This is a genomic window from Paraburkholderia sp. HD33-4, from assembly GCF_021390635.1.
Classification (GTDB): domain Bacteria; phylum Pseudomonadota; class Gammaproteobacteria; order Burkholderiales; family Burkholderiaceae; genus Paraburkholderia.
The window spans coordinates 1,374,996-1,392,810 of the sequence record NZ_JAJEJS010000001.1 but is presented as its reverse complement, the minus strand read 5'-3'; the positions used below and the strand labels follow the sequence as shown (position 1 = coordinate 1,392,810).

At 64.2% G+C, this 17,815-nt stretch carries 16 protein-coding genes; 9 read left to right on the top strand and 7 right to left on the bottom strand.

The features are described from left to right. Window positions 1–20: 20 nt before the first annotated feature. From L0U84_RS06155 to cysS, 3 genes are all read right to left on the bottom strand, one after another. Complete coding sequence (locus L0U84_RS06155; protein WP_090800690.1) at window positions 21–992, bottom strand: acetyl-CoA carboxylase carboxyltransferase subunit alpha; 972 nt, start codon at window positions 990–992, stop codon at window positions 21–23. A gap of 128 nt (window positions 993–1,120) precedes the next feature. Then, window positions 1,121–2,251, bottom strand: a complete 1,131-nt coding sequence (locus tag L0U84_RS06150) for a DNA-3-methyladenine glycosylase family protein (RefSeq protein ID WP_233848547.1) — start codon at window positions 2,249–2,251, stop codon at window positions 1,121–1,123. 47 nt (window positions 2,252–2,298) lie between these two features. Continuing rightward, window positions 2,299–3,696, bottom strand: a complete 1,398-nt coding sequence (gene cysS / locus L0U84_RS06145; protein WP_233848545.1) for a cysteine--tRNA ligase — start codon at window positions 3,694–3,696, stop codon at window positions 2,299–2,301. Window positions 3,697–3,946: 250 nt separating this feature from the next. On the opposite strand from cysS, the gene L0U84_RS06140 reads away from it, so the two are divergent. The 4 genes from L0U84_RS06140 to L0U84_RS06125 all read left to right on the top strand — a co-directional run bounded on the left by L0U84_RS06140 (window position 3,947) and on the right by L0U84_RS06125 (window position 6,873). After that, on the top strand, window positions 3,947–4,747 hold the full coding sequence (locus L0U84_RS06140) for a tetratricopeptide repeat protein (protein ID WP_233848543.1): 801 nt from the start codon (window positions 3,947–3,949) through the stop codon (window positions 4,745–4,747). 50 nt (window positions 4,748–4,797) lie between these two features. Further along, window positions 4,798–5,379, top strand: coding sequence for a peptidylprolyl isomerase (locus L0U84_RS06135; RefSeq protein ID WP_233848542.1), 582 nt, complete (start codon window positions 4,798–4,800; stop codon window positions 5,377–5,379). 138 nt (window positions 5,380–5,517) lie between these two features. Beyond that, window positions 5,518–6,012, top strand: a complete 495-nt coding sequence (locus tag L0U84_RS06130) for a peptidylprolyl isomerase (RefSeq protein WP_233848541.1) — start codon at window positions 5,518–5,520, stop codon at window positions 6,010–6,012. Between the two features lie 63 nt (window positions 6,013–6,075). Beyond that, a complete protein-coding gene (locus L0U84_RS06125; RefSeq protein ID WP_233848539.1) occupies window positions 6,076–6,873 on the top strand; it encodes a UDP-2,3-diacylglucosamine diphosphatase in 798 nt (265 codons plus the stop codon). 54 nt (window positions 6,874–6,927) lie between these two features. Here L0U84_RS06125 and cysE read toward each other — a convergent pair whose 3' ends face one another. The 3 genes from cysE to L0U84_RS06110 all read right to left on the bottom strand — a co-directional run bounded on the left by cysE (window position 6,928) and on the right by L0U84_RS06110 (window position 9,258). Then, window positions 6,928–7,761, bottom strand: coding sequence for a serine O-acetyltransferase (cysE, locus tag L0U84_RS06120; RefSeq protein WP_233848537.1), 834 nt, complete (start codon window positions 7,759–7,761; stop codon window positions 6,928–6,930). A gap of 237 nt (window positions 7,762–7,998) precedes the next feature. After that, entirely contained in the window at window positions 7,999–8,832 is an 834-nt protein-coding gene (locus L0U84_RS06115) for an RNA methyltransferase (protein ID WP_233848535.1), read from the bottom strand. Window positions 8,833–9,102: 270 nt separating this feature from the next. Then, a complete protein-coding gene (locus tag L0U84_RS06110) occupies window positions 9,103–9,258 on the bottom strand; it encodes a hypothetical protein (protein WP_233848534.1) in 156 nt (51 codons plus the stop codon). Between L0U84_RS06110 and L0U84_RS06105 the strand changes: the two genes are divergently transcribed. The 4 genes from L0U84_RS06105 to L0U84_RS06090 all read left to right on the top strand — a co-directional run bounded on the left by L0U84_RS06105 (window position 9,253) and on the right by L0U84_RS06090 (window position 15,877). Continuing rightward, on the top strand, window positions 9,253–10,056 hold the full coding sequence (locus L0U84_RS06105; protein ID WP_233848533.1) for an inositol monophosphatase family protein: 804 nt from the start codon (window positions 9,253–9,255) through the stop codon (window positions 10,054–10,056). The genes L0U84_RS06110 and L0U84_RS06105 overlap by 6 nt on opposite strands. Before the next feature lie 213 nt (window positions 10,057–10,269). After that, window positions 10,270–11,568 (top strand): lysophospholipid transporter LplT, encoded by a 1,299-nt coding sequence (gene lplT / locus L0U84_RS06100; RefSeq protein WP_233848531.1) that lies wholly within the window; start codon window positions 10,270–10,272, stop codon window positions 11,566–11,568. Between the two features lie 207 nt (window positions 11,569–11,775). Next, window positions 11,776–14,463 (top strand): DNA mismatch repair protein MutS, encoded by a 2,688-nt coding sequence (gene mutS / locus L0U84_RS06095; protein ID WP_233848529.1) that lies wholly within the window; start codon window positions 11,776–11,778, stop codon window positions 14,461–14,463. After that, window positions 14,450–15,877 (top strand): hypothetical protein, encoded by a 1,428-nt coding sequence (locus tag L0U84_RS06090; protein ID WP_233848528.1) that lies wholly within the window; start codon window positions 14,450–14,452, stop codon window positions 15,875–15,877. Before mutS ends, L0U84_RS06090 begins: the two co-directional genes overlap by 14 nt. Here L0U84_RS06090 and L0U84_RS06085 read toward each other — a convergent pair. Next, the gene (locus L0U84_RS06085) at window positions 15,857–16,399 is read right to left on the bottom strand and encodes an FKBP-type peptidyl-prolyl cis-trans isomerase (RefSeq protein WP_129959440.1); all 543 of its coding nucleotides are present in this window, start codon (window positions 16,397–16,399) and stop codon (window positions 15,857–15,859) included. The genes L0U84_RS06090 and L0U84_RS06085 overlap by 21 nt on opposite strands. A gap of 32 nt (window positions 16,400–16,431) precedes the next feature. Here L0U84_RS06085 and L0U84_RS06080 point away from each other — a divergent pair, with 32 nt between their 5' ends. Next, window positions 16,432–17,685 carry a cupin domain-containing protein gene (locus L0U84_RS06080; RefSeq protein ID WP_233848527.1) on the top strand — a complete coding sequence of 418 codons (1,254 nt, stop codon included), beginning with the start codon at window positions 16,432–16,434 and terminating at the stop codon, window positions 17,683–17,685. Window positions 17,686–17,815 lie beyond the last annotated feature (130 nt).

The following is a 17,815-nucleotide window of genomic DNA, read 5'->3' as shown; positions in this document are numbered from 1 at the left end:
AGACAGGCCAACGCGCGGGCTTATGCGCCCGGCGTCGTTTCCTTGAATTTGCCGTACGCCATCAGCCGTTCGAAACGGCGTTCGCGCAGGTCGTTGGTGCTCATGCCCTGGAACTGGCGCAGCGAATCGGCGAGCGCACGGCGCAGCATCGCGGCCATACCCTTCGGATCACGATGCGCGCCACCGAGCGGCTCGTTGACGATCTTGTCGATCAGACCGAGCGCCTTCAGACGATGCGCGGTCAGGCCAAGCGCTTCCGCTGCTTCCGGCGCTTTCGCGGCGCTCTTCCACAGGATCGACGCGCAGCCTTCCGGCGAAATCACCGAGTAGGTCGAGAACTGCAGCATCAGCACGCTGTCGCCCACCGCGATCGCGAGTGCGCCGCCCGAGCCGCCCTCGCCGATGATCGTCGCGATCAGCGGGGTCTTCAGCTCGGCCATCACGTACAGATTGCGCCCGATCGCTTCGGACTGGCCGCGCTCTTCCGCGCCGATGCCGGGGTACGCACCCGGCGTGTCGATGAACGTGAAGATCGGCAGGCCGAACTTCTCGGCGAGGCGCATCAGACGCTCGGCCTTGCGATAGCCTTCCGGACGCGGCATGCCGAAGTTACGCAGCGCGCGCTCTTTCGTGTCGCGGCCCTTCTGATGACCGATCACCATGCACGCCTGACCGTTGAAACGCGCGAGACCGCCGACGATCGACAGATCGTCCGCGAAGTTGCGGTCGCCGTGCAGTTCGTGGAAGTCTGTGAACAGCTCGCTCACGTAGTCGAACGTGTACGGACGCTGCGGATGACGCGCGATTTGCGAAACCTGCCACGGTGTGAGGTTCGCGTACAGATCTTTGGTCAGCTGCTGGCTCTTCTTGGACAGCCGCTCGATCTCTTCCGAAATATCGACGGCCGAGTCGTCCTGCACGAAGCGCAATTCTTCGATCTTCGCTTCGAGTTCAGCGATCGGCTGTTCGAAATCCAGAAACGTGGTCTTCATTGGTTTTAATCCTTGGACTTACCGGGCAGCGCGTATTCTAACCGCGCGCGCCGATGTCAAAACCATTTCTCAACTATCGACATCATATACGCGATAGTCTTTGAAACGGCTTCGTTTCCTGTTCTTCTTCAGTAGTCGACCGGCAACGGATCGAGACTACGCCACATGTACCACGTCGCCACCGTGCGCCACGGCTCCCAGTTCGCGGCAACCTCGCGCGCTTCGCTGCGCGTGACGGGTTCGCCGCTGAAATAGTTGACGCTGATCGCGCGGATCAGGCCGAGGTCGTCGAGCGGCAGCACGTCGGGACGCGACAGGTTGAAGATCAGGAACATCTCCGCGGTCCAGCGGCCGATGCCGCGAATCTGCGTGAGTTCGGCGATCACCGCCTCGTCGTCCATCGACGTCCACTTGCCGACGTGCAACGCACCCGATACGAAGTGCTGCGCGAGATCGAGTACGTACTCGGCCTTGCGTTTCGACAGGCCGCACGCGGTCAGCTTCTCGAGACCGAGCTTGATGAACTGCTGCGGCACGAGCTTCGGACAGGCCGCTTCGACCTTCGCCCACACCGCCTGCGCCGACGCTACCGAAATCTGCTGGCCGACCACCGAGCGCGCAAGCGTGACGAACGGATCGCCACGACTCAGCAGATGCACGGGCCCGAACTTCGGAATCAGCTTCTTCAGGATGCGATCGCGCTTGACGAGATCCGCGCACGCCTTGTCCCAATACGCGGGACGCGTAACTTCGGGCGCGAGACCGCCGATCTGCACCGGCACCGCGACTTCGTTCGCGAGCGATGCGACGCCGGCCGCTTCGCCGCCCGCGCTGACCGTGCTCGCCGAGGCGGCCGATACACGCGTCTTGCGCACGACTTCGCCCGCGTTCGTGTCGCGAGCGAGCTCCTGCACGTCACGTGCGAGTTCGCCTGCGAGTTTGGCCGGCACCGCGCCGTTGCCCTTCGCACGCGAGGCCGTGCCTGCGCGTTTCGCAGGCGCATGCGCGACATCAGTGACCGCGCCGCCCGCGCCATTGAGCGAACGTTTGGCCGCGCTCTTCTTCGCCGCCGCCGAGCCGGCTTTCAACGCCGCCCCGCCCGCTTTCGACGGCGCTTTGTCTACCGCGCCGCCGCCCGCGCGAGTCGACGCACGCGTCGATTTAACTGCGGCAGCCGTTGCTGCGGTAGCCGTCGCTGCGGCTGCCGCACTGGTTTGAGACGTCGCGCGTTTAGCCGGCGTCTTCGTGGCCGTTGCCATCCTGCCTCCTGCCTGGCGAGTCGTTCAGAGGGAAGTACGAGGTGCGCTCACACGCGCCGCCACTCGGTCAACCCGCCGGGTTTGTCTTCAAGGGCAACGCCGGCATCGAGCAATTCAGCCCGGATCCGGTCTGCTGCCGCATAGTCCTTTGCCTTCTTGGCGGCGATGCGCGCGGCGATCTTCGCTTCGATCGCGGCGGGCTCGAGCGCGCCTTCGGCTGCAGCACCCGCTGCCTGCTGCAGGTATGCACGCGGTTCGCGACCGAGCAGCCCGAGCACCGCGCCAAGCGCGCGCAATTGACGGGCCAGCGCGGGATCGCGCGTGCGGTTCACTTCAGTGGCCAGTTCGAACAGCACCGACACGGCCACCGGCGTGTTGAAGTCGTCATTCATCGCGGCCCGGAAACGCTGCGCGTACGCTTCGTTCCAGTCGAGCGCGGCGCTATCGGGCGTAACGTCTTTCAACGCCGTGTACAAACGCGCGAGTGCATTGCGCGCGTCGTCGATATGCACGTCGCTGTAGTTCAGCGGCGAGCGGTAATGCGCGCGCGCGATGAAGAAGCGCACCACCTCTGCATCGTACTGCGCGAGCACTTCACGAATCGTAAAAAAATTGTTCAACGACTTCGACATCTTCTCATTGTCGATCTGTACGTAGCCGTTGTGCATCCAGTAATTGACGAATGTTTGTCCGGTCGCGGCCTCACTTTGCGCGATCTCGTTTTCGTGGTGCGGAAACTGCAGATCCTGGCCGCCACCATGAATGTCGAACTGTTCGCCGAGCAGCGTGCAGCCCATCGCCGAGCACTCGATGTGCCAGCCGGGACGACCGCGCCCGTACTTCGAATCCCAGCCGGTATCGGCCGGCTCCTCGGGCTTGGCCTGCTTCCACAGCACGAAGTCGAGCGGGTCCTGTTTCGCGTCGTTGGCCGCGACGCGTTCGCCCGCGCGCAGATCTTCGAGCGACTTGCCCGACAGCTTGCCGTAGCCTTCGAATTTGCGTACCGCGTAGTTGACGTCGCCATCGCTCGCCTGGTACGCGTAGCCGTTTTTCTCGAGCGTTTCGATCATGCCGAGCATCTGCGGAATGAAGTCGGTCGCGCGCGGCTCGATGTCCGGACGCTCGATGCCCAGCGCGTCCGCGTCTTCGTGCAGCGCGGCGATGAAGCGATTCGTCAGCGATTTGATGGTTTCACCATTCTCGACTGCGCGCTTGATGATCTTGTCGTCGATATCGGTAATGTTGCGCACGTAGGTCACGTCGTAGCCGAGCGTGCGCAACCAGCGCTGCACGACGTCGAACACGACCATCACCCTCGCATGACCGACGTGACAATAGTCATACACGGTCATCCCGCAGACGTACATCCGCACGATACCTTCGCGCAGCGGCACGAAAGTCTGTTTGTCACGCGCGAGCGTGTTGTAGATGCGCAGAGATTCCATAGAGAGCGGTGCGTGGGCCGAAAGAAGTCCGCATTGTGCTTCATGCGCGCCGTGACCCGCGATACGAACAGGACAACGGGTGCATCGCATACAGCTTAAACCGGCGCACCTCGTGCGGCGATCAGACTGCAGACGACGCTGCGAACCGGGCGGGGACGGCCACGAGTGGCGAAAAGACAGTCGGCGGTTCGACGGAACGCGCAGACCTTTTGTTAGAATGGCTCGGAGTATAACATCCAGACCTGAGCCTATGAAACACTCCAGCGGCCGCGCGCGCAGCGCTGCGACCCTCGCCGCGACTGCGTTTGGCGACGTTGTCGGCGGCGTTGTTGGCGGCGTTACTTTCGAAGCGGCGCGCGCCCTCGCATGGCGCGTCACCGTCGTTGCCGCGCTTGCCGCGGTGCCGGTCGCGAGCGCTTATGCGCAGAAGGCCGCGGTGATGCCGCAAGGCCCCGCCGTGCGCGACAATACGCCGGAAATCGACGCGTCGATCGCGCAGAAAAACTGGCAAGCCGCACTGACCCAACTCGATGCGCGCGTCGCCGCGAATCCTCGCGACGCACAAGCGAAGTTCAAACGCGCAAACGTGCTCGTGCATCTGAATCGCGACGACGAAGCGATCGCCGCGTTCACCGAACTCACGCAGTTGTATCCCGAGTTGCCCGAGCCGTACAACAACCTCGCCACGCTCTTCGCGAGGCAAGGCCGCCTGAGCGAAGCGCGCGCCGCGCTCGAGATGGCCACCCAGGTGAATCCGAACTACGGCCTCGCGTTCGAAAACCTTGGCGACCTCTATCTGCGCCTCGCCGATTCCGCTTACCGTCGCGCCGAGAGCCTCGGCAAGGCGAGCCCAAGGACCGCACAGCGTCTCGCGGACATCCAGAAGGTGGTGTCGCCGGCGGTTCCCGCTGCTGCGTCGCAGCCCGCCGCCGCAGGGATCACCGCGCCCGCCGCGCACCCCACGTCGAACATCACGGACAGCCCGAGCTTCCAGTTCGGCGGCCCGAATGGCTCGCTTGCCATGCCGCCGTACATGGCGCCGTCGCGCTAGGCGCCCGGCTCGTTGCCGGCCGCACGTTTTCTCCAACCCCGAGGATTTTCATGAAATGGTTGATGTTGGCGCTCGGCAGCGCCGCCCTGATCGCAAACGCACCCGCCTTTGCGCAGTCCGGTTCGCAGGCCGTTCATCCTTCCGTGCTGCTGAAGACGTCGGAGGGTGACATCCGCGTCGAACTCTATCCCGAGAAAGCGCCAAAGACAGTCGCGAATTTCCTCGACTACGTGAAAGCGGGCCAATATAGCGGCACGATCTTTCATCGCGTAATTCCGGGCTTCATGATCCAGGGCGGCGGCTACACGCAGAGCTTCGTCGAGAAGCCGACGCGCGCACCGATTCCGCTCGAGAGCCGCAACGGTCTGAAGAACACCACGGGCACGCTCGCGATGGCGCGCACGAGCGACCCGAATTCGGCCACCGCACAGTTCTTCATCAACACGGTGGACAATGCCAATCTCGACTACCCGAATCCGGACGGCAATGGCTACGCGGTGTTCGGCAAGGTCACGGGCGGCATGGACGTCGTGAAGCGCATCGAAGGTACGCCCACCACCACGCGCGGCCCGATGAGCGACGTGCCGCAGAAGCCGATCGTGATCCAGTCGGCGACGGTGGTGAGCAAGTAACAACGAACAAGCGAGCGCACGAGCAAGCGAACCCGCGCGGCCGCAGCCCGGCCCCAACCAACGCCCCGGCGCGGCCTGTCGTCAGCGCATGACGACGCGCCGCGCCTTTTATCCACCTGTTCATCAAAGGATTCCATCATGGTTGAACTGCATACGAACCACGGCGTCATCAAACTCGAGCTGAACGCCGAAAAGGCGCCGAAGTCGGTCGAGAACTTCCTGAACTACGTGAAGGCCGGACACTACGACAACACGGTGTTTCACCGCGTGATCGACGGCTTCATGATCCAGGGCGGCGGCTTCGAACCCGGCATGAAGCAGAAGCCGACGGCCGAGCCGATCACCAACGAAGCGAACAACGGTCTGAAGAACGAGAACGGCTCGATCGCGATGGCGCGTACCAACGACCCGCATTCGGCGACCGCGCAATTCTTCATCAACGTGAACGACAACGACTTCCTGAACCACTCGTCGCCGACGCCGCAAGGCTGGGGCTACGCGGTGTTCGGCAAGGTCGTCGACGGCATGGACGTGGTCGAGAAGATCCGCAAGGTCAAGACCGGCTCGAAGGGCTTCCATCAGGACGTGCCGGTCGATGACGTCGTGATCGAAAAGGCTGTCGTCGTCGGCTAAACCGTGAGTGAGTCGCGCCCCACGCGGGCGTCGACTCGTTTGAACTGAAATCAGGCACCTTCAATGCTGCAAGAGACGCCGCTGCGAAGCGTCGCCGCGGGCGTGCCTGGCGAGGGCCAACGCCCGCACGCCGCGCGCCCTTTTTTCTTCCTCTCCGATCTGCATCTGAGCGAGGCGATTCCGCGCACGGTCGCCGCGTTCGAGCATTTCATCCGTGTGAACGCGGAAGCGGCCGATTCGGTGTTCATCCTCGGCGACCTGTTCGAGTACTGGGTCGGCGACGACATGCTGAGCGAGCCGTTCGTCGCGCATATTGCGACGCTGTTGCACACGCTGTCCGAGCGCGGCATCGCGCTCTACATCATGCACGGCAACCGCGACTTTCTGCTGGGCAAGCGCTTCATGAAAGCGGCCGGCGCGATCTGGCTGCCCGATCCGTTCGTGATCACCGCGTTCGGCACGCGCATTGCGCTCGCCCATGGCGACGGCCTGTGCACCGCGGATCGCGGCTATCAGTTGTTCAGGCGTTTCGCGCGCAATCGGCTCGCGCAGACACTGTTTCTCGCGTGGCCGTTTCGCTGGCGTCGCAAGCTCGCCGAGAACATGCGCTCGAAGAGCGAGCATGGTCGCACGCGACCGATGTCGATCAAATATAACGTGACCCCGGCAGGGGTCGCCGCACTGTTCAGGAAATCGAAGACCGCGACGATCATTCATGGGCATACGCATCTGCCCGCGCGGCATCGCGAGCCGGGCGGCACGCGCTGGGTTCTGCCGGACTGGGATCTCGATCACGGCGAGCGCCGCGGCGGCTATCTGAAGATCGATGCAGACGGGATTCGAGCGTTACCGCTGGATTGACCAGGTTTGACCCGCAGGTCTGGCGTGCGCTTCGCGCCGCCGGGGCGCCGAAAGCTAGCGCTCCGCCGCCCCCTCCACCTTCCCCGCGATCGCCGCCGACAGCCGCCGCAAATCGAGCAACGCCGCATCCGCGCCTTGCAGCCCTTCGAGGCTCGTGCCGAGTCGCTCGAGCGCATCGACGATTTCATCGATACGCCGCGCCTGGGTAGCCGCATGATCGATCAGCCCGTGAATTGCAAGGGATACCGGATCGTCCGCATTGGGCGTGATGCCGTATGCGCAAAACGCGCTGATTTCGCTGCCGCGCTTTGCGTCACGCGCGGCGTTGTTCGCATTCGTGTTCGCGCCGTTCGCGTTCGCGGCGACCGACGCCGCCGGCACGATGATCCGCGCCGGATTGCCGACCGCCGTGCCCCGCGCGGGTACCGGCTTCGTCACCACCGCGTTCGAGCCGATCTTCGCGTCCGCGCCGACCGTGAAGCCGCCAAGCACCTTCGCACCCGCACCGACGATCACACCACGCTCGAGCGTCGGATGCCGCTTCGCGCCGCGCGTAAGCGACGTGCCACCGAGCGTGACACCCTGATAGATCGTGCAGTCGTCGCCGATCTGCGCGGTCTCGCCGATCACGACACCCATGCCATGATCGATGAACACGCGCCGGCCGACAGTTGCGCCCGGATGGATCTCGATGCCGGTCATGAAGCGCGCCATCTGCGACACGAACCGCGCGAGCCAGCGGCGCTTCGCGCGCCAGCACGCGTGCGCGATCCGATGCAGCACGAGCGCGTGCAGTCCCGGATAACACGTGAGCACTTCCCATGCGCTGCGGGCGGCGGGATCGCGCTCGCGGATCGTGGCGATATCTTCGCGAAGTCTCGTGAACATGGCAGGGACTGTGTTGTTTGGGGAAAAGCCGTCTGCGTGAGCGGCTCCGCGCGCCTGGCGCTTGCGCGCCACACATGACGGCATTGCCGCCGCTTAGCACGCCGGCGGCTTTGCTTCTGACGTTTCGTGGATTGTAGGTTGATTGCGCGAAACCTGCCGGAAGTCCCCGTCACCTGCAAGGTTGTCGTCAGATGAAGGCGGCGCATCAGGCGTGCCGTGATGGGCCTTAAACGCAGCTCAGCCGGTCCGTCTGGTTTTGAGCAGGATGTGCTTGGCGATGCCGCGCACGATGTTGACCTCCTCACGCTCGAGCCCCGAGCGCGCGAAGAGCCGCCGCAAGCGCGACATCAACTTCTTCGGATTGGCCGGATCGAGAAACTCGAGCGCGACCAGTGCGCTTTCCAGATGCGCGAACATGCTTTCGATCTCGTCGCTGGCCGCCATCTGCGCGCGCGTACTGGCTGATTCGGCCTGCGCTGCGCCTGTTGCTGCCGCGGCGGGCCCGCCGTCGGTCGTTTCATCCGCGCCGAGGTACGCGGTGCGCAACTCATAGGCGAGCACCTGCACCGCTTGCGCGAGATTGAGCGAGCTGTAGGCCGGATTGGCCGGAATATGCGCGATCGCGCTGCATCGCTCGACGTCCTCGTTCGACAAACCCGTGCGCTCGTTGCCGAACACCAGCGCGATCTCGCCATGCGTCGCCTCTCCGTGCGCGGCGGCGGCCGCCGCGCGCGGCGTCCATTGCGGCGGACCGTATTCGCGCAGCCGCGCGGTCAGCGCAATCGACCAGTGCACGCCAGTCAGCGCGTCGGCGAGCGACGGCACTACGTGCACGGAGGCGAGCACGTCGTCGGCGCCGCTCGCCATCGCGATCGCTTCGGGATCGTTCTGCACGTTCGGCACGCGCGGCGACACGAGCACGAGCCGAGAAAAACCCATGGTTTTCAACGCGCGCGCCGCGGCGCCGACATTGCCAGGATGGCTGGGCTCGACCAGCACGAAACGCGTCGATGTGAAGCCGCCGCGCAAATCGGCCACGGCGGGGTCGGAGGAATGGTGGGTGTGATCCACGATGAAACTCGATTGGCTAGGACTCAAGACGCGTATGGTAGCGCCAACGAGCGCCTATGCCGAATCAGACGTACGCGCGAGCCACGCGCGCGTACGAGGGTGCAGCGTCTGATCGGCAGCGGCGGGCGGCCGCACGGCCGGGCGGCACATCGGCTGTACGCGAGCGAGCGCCTGCGCGAGGGCGCCCGGACTCAGGTAAAATACCGCTTTTCGCGCCCGGCGCCGACGTCTGCTGAAAGCTTTCCGTCGAACCGGCCGCACCGTTCTTATTCAATTCGTCTCCGTCGACGGAAGGCGCTCCGGTTTGATAGCCGGTTCGCCGTTCCGTGCTGTTTTTGCGTCGTTGCGGCGCCCGTCAATGCGGGTTTCGCGCTCATTTACCGGCCGGCAGCCTTGCTGCCCCGGCACAAGGATCAGTTTATGCATCCCATGCTCAATATCGCTGTGAAGGCCGCGCGCCGCGCAGCTCAGATCATCAATCGCGCATCGCTCGATCTCGACCTGATTCAGGTCAGCAAAAAGCAGCACAACGATTTCGTCACGGAGGTCGACAAAGCGTCCGAAGCGGCGATCATCGAAACGCTGAAGACCGCCTATCCCGATCACGCCATCCTCGCCGAAGAGTCGGGCAAGTCGGACGAAGATTCCGAATACCAGTGGATCATCGATCCGCTCGACGGCACCACCAACTTCATCCACGGCTTCCCGTACTACTGCGTGTCGATTGCGCTCGCGCACAAGGGTATCGTCACGCAGGCCGTCGTCTACGATCCGAACCACAACGATCTGTTCACCGCATCGCGCGGCCGTGGCGCGTTCCTCAACGATCGGCGCCTGCGCGTCGCCAAGCGCGACCGCCTCGCCGACGGCCTGATCGGCACCGGTTTCCCGTTCCGCCAGTCGGACAACCTCGAATCGTACGGCCGCCAGTTCGCCGAGATGACCGAAGCCTGCGCGGGCCTGCGCCGTCCGGGCGCCGCCGCGCTCGATCTGGCCTACGTCGCGGCCGGCCGCATGGACGGCTTCTTCGAGCAGGGCCTGAACGCATGGGACGTCGCGGCAGGCAGCCTGCTGATCACGGAAGCCGGCGGTCTGGTCGGCAACTACACTGGTGATTCGGATTTCCTGCACGTCGGCGAAGTGCTCGCGGGCAACCCGAAGATCTACGCGCAGATGATCCCGATCCTGTCGCGCTACAGCCGTACGCGTCAGCAGTCGGCGTAAGGTGCGCCGCCGCGGCCGGTCCGCGGCATCGCAAAACGCTTGTGCAGAAAAGCGGCTTCGGCCGCTTTTTTTGTTGGCGGCGCCGCAGTGCGTGGTGCTCCGTGCTAAAAGGCGGGGAGTTTTTCACGGCGGGGCTCGACCGGGACCGTTCCCTGCTTCCTGCCGCTTTGACCCTGCCCGACTTCCACCCCGCGCGCAGCCTCCAACCTGCCCATGAAAAAAGGCTTCCACACGATCATCGCGGCACAGTTCATTTCGTCGCTGGCCGACAATGCACTGTTGATTGCTGCCATCGCCCTGCTTTCCGTGATTCGCTCGGCCGCGTGGGTCACGCCGCTGCTGCAGATTTTCTTCACGATCTCGTACGTGCTGCTCGCGCCGTTCGTCGGCGCGTTCGCCGATTCGATGCAGAAGCGCCACGTGATGTTCATCTCCAACGCACTGAAGGCGAGCGGTTGCCTGATGATGATCCTCGGCGTTCATCCGATGATCGCCTACGGCGTGGTCGGCTTCGGCGCGGCCGCCTATTCGCCCGCCAAGTACGGCATCCTCACCGAGTTGCTGCCCGCGGAAAAGCTCGTGCAGGCGAACGCGTGGCTCGAATCGGCGACGGTGCTGTCGACGATCGTCGGCACGATGCTCGGCGGTGCGTTGATCAGCACGGTCGTCGAGCATTTCGTCACGCGTGTGCATGTGCCGCTGATCCGCTCGGCGGCCGATCTCGCGATGGGCGCGGTCATGCTCACCTACGCGATCGCCGCCGCGATCAACGTCTTCATTCCGGATACCGGCGCGCGCTATCCGAACCGGCTGACCGAGCCGAAGAAGCTGCTCGGCGATTTCCATCACTGCTTTCACGTGCTGTGGGCCGACAAGCTCGCGCAGATCGCGCTGTGGGTGACCACGCTGATGTGGGGCGGCGCGGTGACGATGCAGCTGCTGGTGCTCAAATGGGCGAACGTGAACCTCGGGCTGTCGTTGTCGAAAGCAGCGGTGATGCAGGGCGTAACCGGCTTCGGCATAGCAATCGGCGCGGCGGGCGCGGCCGCGCTGATTCCGCTCGCCCGCTCGCTGAAGGTGTTGCCGGTCGGCGTGCTGACGGGCGCGGTGGCGATCGCGATGGCTTTCTACAACAAGGACCTGTTCCCGGCCGGCGCGGGCCTGCGCTTCGGCACGCACGTCGCGCCCTACTACATTCTGCTGGCCTATCCGCTGATGATCGTGCTCGGCGCGTTGTCGGGCTTTTTCATCGTGCCGATGAACGCGATCCTGCAGCATCGCGGCGCGACGCTGCTGTCGGCCGGTCACTCGATCGCCGTGCAGAATTTCAACCAGAATCTCGCGGTGCTGCTGATGCTCGGCGTGTACGCGCTGCTGCTCACGGCGAAGATGCCCGCGCAGTGGATCATCGTCGTGTTCGGTAGCTTCATCACGCTGCTGATGTGGCTCGCAAAACGCCGCAGCGCCGCGAACGAACGCAGGGTGGACATGCGCGCGATGATCGGGGAATGAATGCATCACAAGGCTCCGGCAATGACCGCAAGAGATGCGGCTCGACGGCGCAACGCACCGCGACGGCGTGAAACGTGCGCTTCGATCGAATCGGACATGCTGCCATCCGGCTGCCGGGTTGGGCATCGTCCGTTCGGCCAGGGTCCGCTCGCCGCGCCGGCGGGTTAAACTCACGCCCTGAGCATCTACCGCAAGAAGACACTAAGGATGGGCATTCAAACCGCAGCGGCCAACGACGTCGCACAACACACGCCGATGATGCAGCAGTACCTGCGCATCAAGGCGGAGCATCCGGGCACGCTGGTGTTCTACCGGATGGGCGACTTCTACGAACTCTTTTTCGACGACGCGGAGAAAGCCGCGCGTCTGCTCGATCTGACGCTCACGCAGCGCGGCGCGTCGGCGGGCAATCCGATCAAGATGGCCGGCGTGCCGCATCACTCCGTCGAACAGTATCTGGCCAAGCTCGTGAAGCTCGGCGAATCGGTCGCGATCTGCGAACAGATCGGCGACCCGGCTACGTCGAAAGGTCCGGTCGAGCGCAAGGTCATGCGCGTGGTCACACCCGGCACGCTGACCGACGCGGCGCTGCTGTCCGACAAGAGCGACGTCTATCTGCTCGCGCTGTGCGTCGCGCACAATCGCCGCGGCATCGCGACGAGCGTCGGTCTCGCCTGGCTCAATCTCGCGAGCGGTGCGCTGCGCCTCGCCGAAGTCGCGCCCGATCAGGTCGCCGCCGCGCTCGAGCGCATCCGTCCCGCGGAAATTCTGGTAGCCGATGCCACCGCCGATTCGACCAGTTGGGCACCGCCTGTCAACGCGAGCGCGCTCACGCGCGTGCCGGCCTGGCACTTCGATATCACGTCGGGCACGAAGCGCCTGTGCGATCAGCTCGAAGTCGCGAGCCTCGACGGCTTCGGCGCGCATTCGCTCGGTTGCGCGTGCGGCGCGGCCGGGGCGTTGCTGCTGTACGCGGCGTCCACGCAAGGCCAGCAACTGCGTCATGTGCGCAGCCTGAAGGTCGAATCCGAATCCGAATACATCGGCCTCGATCCGGCCACGCGCCGCAACCTCGAACTCACGGAAACCCTGCGCGGCACCGAATCGCCGACGCTATGCTCGCTGCTCGACACCTGCTGCACGACGATGGGCAGCCGACTGCTGCGTCATTGGCTGCATCATCCGCCGCGCGATTCGGCGGTGGCGCAGGCGCGTCAACAGGCGATCGGCGCCTTGCTCGACGCGCCGCCCGGCACCGATCTCGATACGTTGCGCGGCGCATTGCGGCAGATCTCGGACATCGAACGTATCACCGGACGTCTTGCGCTGCTGTCGGCGCGACCGCGCGATCTGTCGAGCCTGCGCGATACCTTCATCGCGCTCCCCGCTTTGCGCGCGCAGCTTGCGGCGGTGGCATCGAACGCGGATTCGCTCGCGCGCATCGACGCGGCGCTCGAACCGCCGCACGCGTGCGTCGATTTGCTCAAGCTCGCGGTCGCGCAGGAGCCGGCCGCGATGGTGCGCGATGGCGGCGTCATCGCGCGTGGCTATGACGCTGAGCTCGACGAGCTGCGCGATATTTCGGAGAACTGCGGACAGTTCCTGATCGATCTCGAAACACGCGAACGCGCGCGCACCGGCATCAACAATCTGCGCGTCGAGTACAACAAGGTGCACGGCTTCTATATCGAAGTCACACGCGGCCAGACCGACAAGGTGCCGGACGACTATCGCCGCCGGCAAACGCTGAAGAACGCCGAGCGCTACATCACGCCCGAGCTGAAAACCTTCGAGGACAAGGCGCTGTCCGCGCAGGAACGCGCGCTTGCGCGCGAACGCGCACTGTACGACGCTTTGCTGCAATCGCTGCTGCCGTTCATTCCCGACTGTCAGCGCGTCGCGCTCGCGCTCGCCGAGCTCGATCTGCTGGCCGCGTTCGGCGAACGCGCTCGCGCACTCGACTGGGTTGCACCGACGTTCTCGGTGAACGCGGGCATCGACATCGAGCAGGGTCGTCATCCGGTGGTCGAGGCGCAGGTCGAGCAGTTCATCGCCAACGATTGCTCACTCACGACCGAGCGCAAGCTGCTGTTGATCACCGGTCCGAACATGGGCGGCAAGTCGACTTTCATGCGCCAGACCGCGCTGATTGCGCTGCTCGCTTACGTGGGCAGCTACGTGCCGGCGCGGCGCGCGGCCTTCGGGCCGATCGACCGCATCTTCACGCGCATCGGCGCGGCCGACGACCTCGCCGGCGGCCGCTCTACCTTCATGGTCGAGATGACCGAAGCCGCCGCGATCCTCAACGACGCGACGCCGCAAAGTCTCGTGCTGATGGACGAGATCGGCCGCGGTACGTCGACGTTCGACGGCCTCGCGCTCGCGTGGGCGATCGCACGCCACCTGCTATCCCACAATGGCTGCTACACGCTGTTCGCGACGCACTATTTCGAGCTGACGCAACTACCCGCGGAGTTTCCGCACGCGGCCAACGTGCATCTGTCGGCGGTCGAGCATGGGCACGGCATCGTGTTCCTGCACGCAGTCAACGAAGGGCCCGCCAATCAGAGCTACGGTCTGCAGGTCGCGCAACTCGCTGGCGTGCCGAACGCGGTGATCCGCGCGGCGCGCAAGCATCTCGCGCATCTGGAGCAGCAATCGGCCGCGCAGCCCGCGCCGCAACTCGATCTGTTTGCGACACAGCCCGCGATGCTCGCCGAAGATGCGGACGACGACCACGAGGCGGTGAGCAACACAGCGCCTGCGTCGCCCGCGATGCAGACACTCGTCGAGCGTCTGCGAGGCATCGATCCGAACGATCTGCGTCCGCGCGAAGCGCTCGATCTGCTGTACGAACTGCACGAACTGGCCGTCGCGCCGGATGCGGACCACTGACACGCCGAGCCCCCTGCCACACCCGCGCGGGCTTCGCGCGGCGCTGCGCCACGTGCTCGTACCGACAGGCGGTATCGTCGTGCTCGCGGCAGTGTGCGCATGGGGCGCGCCGGCGCACGCCGAAGCCTCACATTTCGCGTTCGCGGTGATTTCCGGCACCATGCAAAGCCCCGCCGACGAAGCCGCCACGCAACGGCTGCTCGAGGCGATCGGCCGCGAGCGCGACGTGCGCTTCATCGTCTATGACGGCAATCTGAAGGGGCCGAAGGAGGTTTGCCGCGACGCGCTGTTCGAACGCCGCCACGCGCTGCTCGACAACTCTCGCGCTGCCCTCTTCTTCATCCCCGGCCAGCATGACTGGGTCGACTGCGGCACGGCGGAAGCGGGCAGCTTCGATCCGGTCGAGCGGCTCGACCAGTTGCGGCAAACGTTGTTCGCCGATCCAACGTCGATGGGACAGAACCCGATCGCGCTGACACGCGAGAGCGAGGTATCGCGCTTCCGTCCGTTCCGCGAAAACGTGCGCTGGGTGGTCAATGAAAAAGCGAACGACAAAGCGAACACCAAAGCCGGCGACATCGTCTTCATCGGCCTGAACGCGCCGGGTCCGAACAATCACTATCTGAGCGCGGGCGGCCGCAACGGCGAGTTCGAAGATCGCGTGATCGCCAACGCATTCTGGCTCGAACACGCGGCCGAATACGCAAAGCGCCGCGACGCTCGCGCGATCGTCGTGTTCATTCAGGGGGACTTCGATCCGGAACGCTACGAGCGACCCGAACGATTCGCCTGGCTGCACTTCGCGCACAGTGCGCGCCGCGACGGCTTTCTCGAATTCAAGCGCAGTCTGGTCAAGCTCGCGCAAGTGTTCCCCGGACCCGTGGTCGTCATTCACGCAGACGACGAACGGCCGGCCGGCGGTTTCGTCATCGATCAGCCGCTACGCAACGACAAAGGGATAGTCGTGACGAACCTCACGCGCATCGCATTTGCGCCGCGTGATCGTCTCAACCAATGGATTCAGATAGAAGCAGATTTCGGCAGGAAGCCGCCGTTCAGGGTCAGCGTGCGCGACGTGCCGAAGCAGATGCCGCTGCCCACCACACCGCCGGTCTTGCCACCCGTATCGCCACGCGACGAATCCGGCGCGTCGATGCCCAGTGCGCCGGAGATGCCGAATGTGGAAGGGTTCGGGCCGGCTTCGGAAGTGCCGCCCGCATTGCAGACGCCTGGAGAATCGCAGGACCAGCAGCCGCGCATCCCGTCCGACCAGGGCGGCGGCGACTACGGGCCCGCAATCTCGATGCCGCCGGGGTCGATACTGCCGGCCTCGCCGGCGCTGCCCGCATCGGTGCCGCCTGCCCCCGCGGCGACACCGCGCATACCCGCAAGCTCAGTGCAGGGTCGGTTTTGAGTTGTCTTCTTCGTCCTCGTCTTCATCGTCGTCGAGAACTTCGAGGCCGTCCGCGCCATGCGCGTGCTCGTGCTGGATTTCGTCTTCAGTAGCCGGACGCACGTCTTTGACGGTCAACGCGAAACGCAGCGCCATGCCGGCGAGCGGATGGTTGCCATCGAGCACGACCTTGTCTTCAGCGACGTCGGTCACCACGTAGACCAGCGCATCGATTTCCTCGTCGCCATCTTCCGGGGTGCCTTCGAACTGCATGCCGACTTCGAGCGGTTCCGGGAAGCGATCGCGCGGCTCGATCTTCACAAGCTCGGGATCGTATTCGCCGAACGCGTCTTGCGGTTCGAGCTGGATCTGCGTCTCGAAGCCGGCCTCGTGGCCGTCGAGCTCTTCCTCGATCTTGGGGAACGTGCCATCATAGCCGCCGTGAAGATAGACCATCGGCTCTTCGCTTTCCTCTATCAGATTGCCCTGCGCATCCGACAGCTTGTAGGCGACCGACACGACGGTGTTCTTTGCGATTTTCATTCGATTCTCCAGAATACAACTCACATTATACGATGCCCAGGCGGCCCACTCACCTACCTGCCGATGCAGGTTCGGCAAGCAATTCGCCGTCTGCTGCAAAGCCGGCCGCGCAACCCGTTCTTCCGCCCTCGCCCGACATTCCGACCGCTCTGCTCAACCATCTGAGCCCGTCGCAATTCATGCGCCGCTACTGGCAGAAAAAGCCCCTGCTGATTCGCCAGGCGATTCCGGACATCGAAGCGCCGCTGTCGCGCGACGAACTGTTCGAACTGGCCGATCAGGACGACGTCGAAGCCCGGCTGATCACGCACTTCCGCAACAAATGGCAGCTGGAGCACGGCCCGTTCGCGCCCGACGAACTGCCGTCCGTCAAACAGCGCGCATGGACGCTGCTCGTGCAGGGCGTGGACCTGCATGACGACCGCGCGCGCGCGTTGCTCGACCGTTTCCGTTTCGTGCCGGACGCGCGTCTCGACGACCTGATGATTTCGTATGCGACCGATGGCGGCGGCGTCGGCCCGCATTTCGATTCCTACGATGTGTTTCTTTTGCAAGTAAAAGGCAAGCGCCGTTGGCGCATTAGCGCGCAGAAAGACCTGACCCTGCAGCCCGGCTTGCCTTTGAAAGTTTTACAGAACTTCGAGCACGAACAGGAGTGGGTGCTGGAGCCGGGCGACATGCTGTACCTGCCGCCGCACATCGCGCACGACGGCATCGCCGACGGCGAATGCATGACCTGCTCGATCGGTTTTCGCGCGCCGTCCGAGAGCGAACTTACCGCGCAGTTCCTCTACCACCTGGCCGAGCGCGGCGAGGCCGCGGGCAAGGCCGGCGCGCTCTATCGCGATCCGCAGCAGTCCGCCGTCGAGCGGCCGGCCGAGTTGCCCGCGGCGCTCGTGGAACGGGTGGGCGCGATGCTTGCTAAAGTGCGATGGAATGAGCAGGACATTGCGTCGTTCCTTGGCACGTACCTCAGCGAACCGAAGCCGAGCGTCGTCTTTGATCCGCCGCAACGGCCGCTCAACGAAGCCCGTTTCATCGGCGCGGCATCGAAATCCGGTCTGCGGCTCGATCGCAAGACTAACCTGTTGTATGAACGTCGTTTTTTCTTCGTAAATGGAGAACAAATGACATGGGACGGCGCTAAAAAATGGCTGTTTGAACTCGCAAATCTACGCTGCATGAGTGCGAAACGCTTTGTAACACTATCGCACGATTCATCGGTGACAGCACTGCTACACGAGTGGTATCGTGCGGGCTGGATACAGGTGGGCGAGCTTGCTTAACTCTGCCCGCGTGCTATACCGTACAGTGAAATTTTGTATTAGAAAGACAACGTATTGACCCCGGATTTATCGACTGTCAGTACGAAAGTGCATATAATTTCCGCCCAAGCCGTAGGGAAGATTCCAGCTC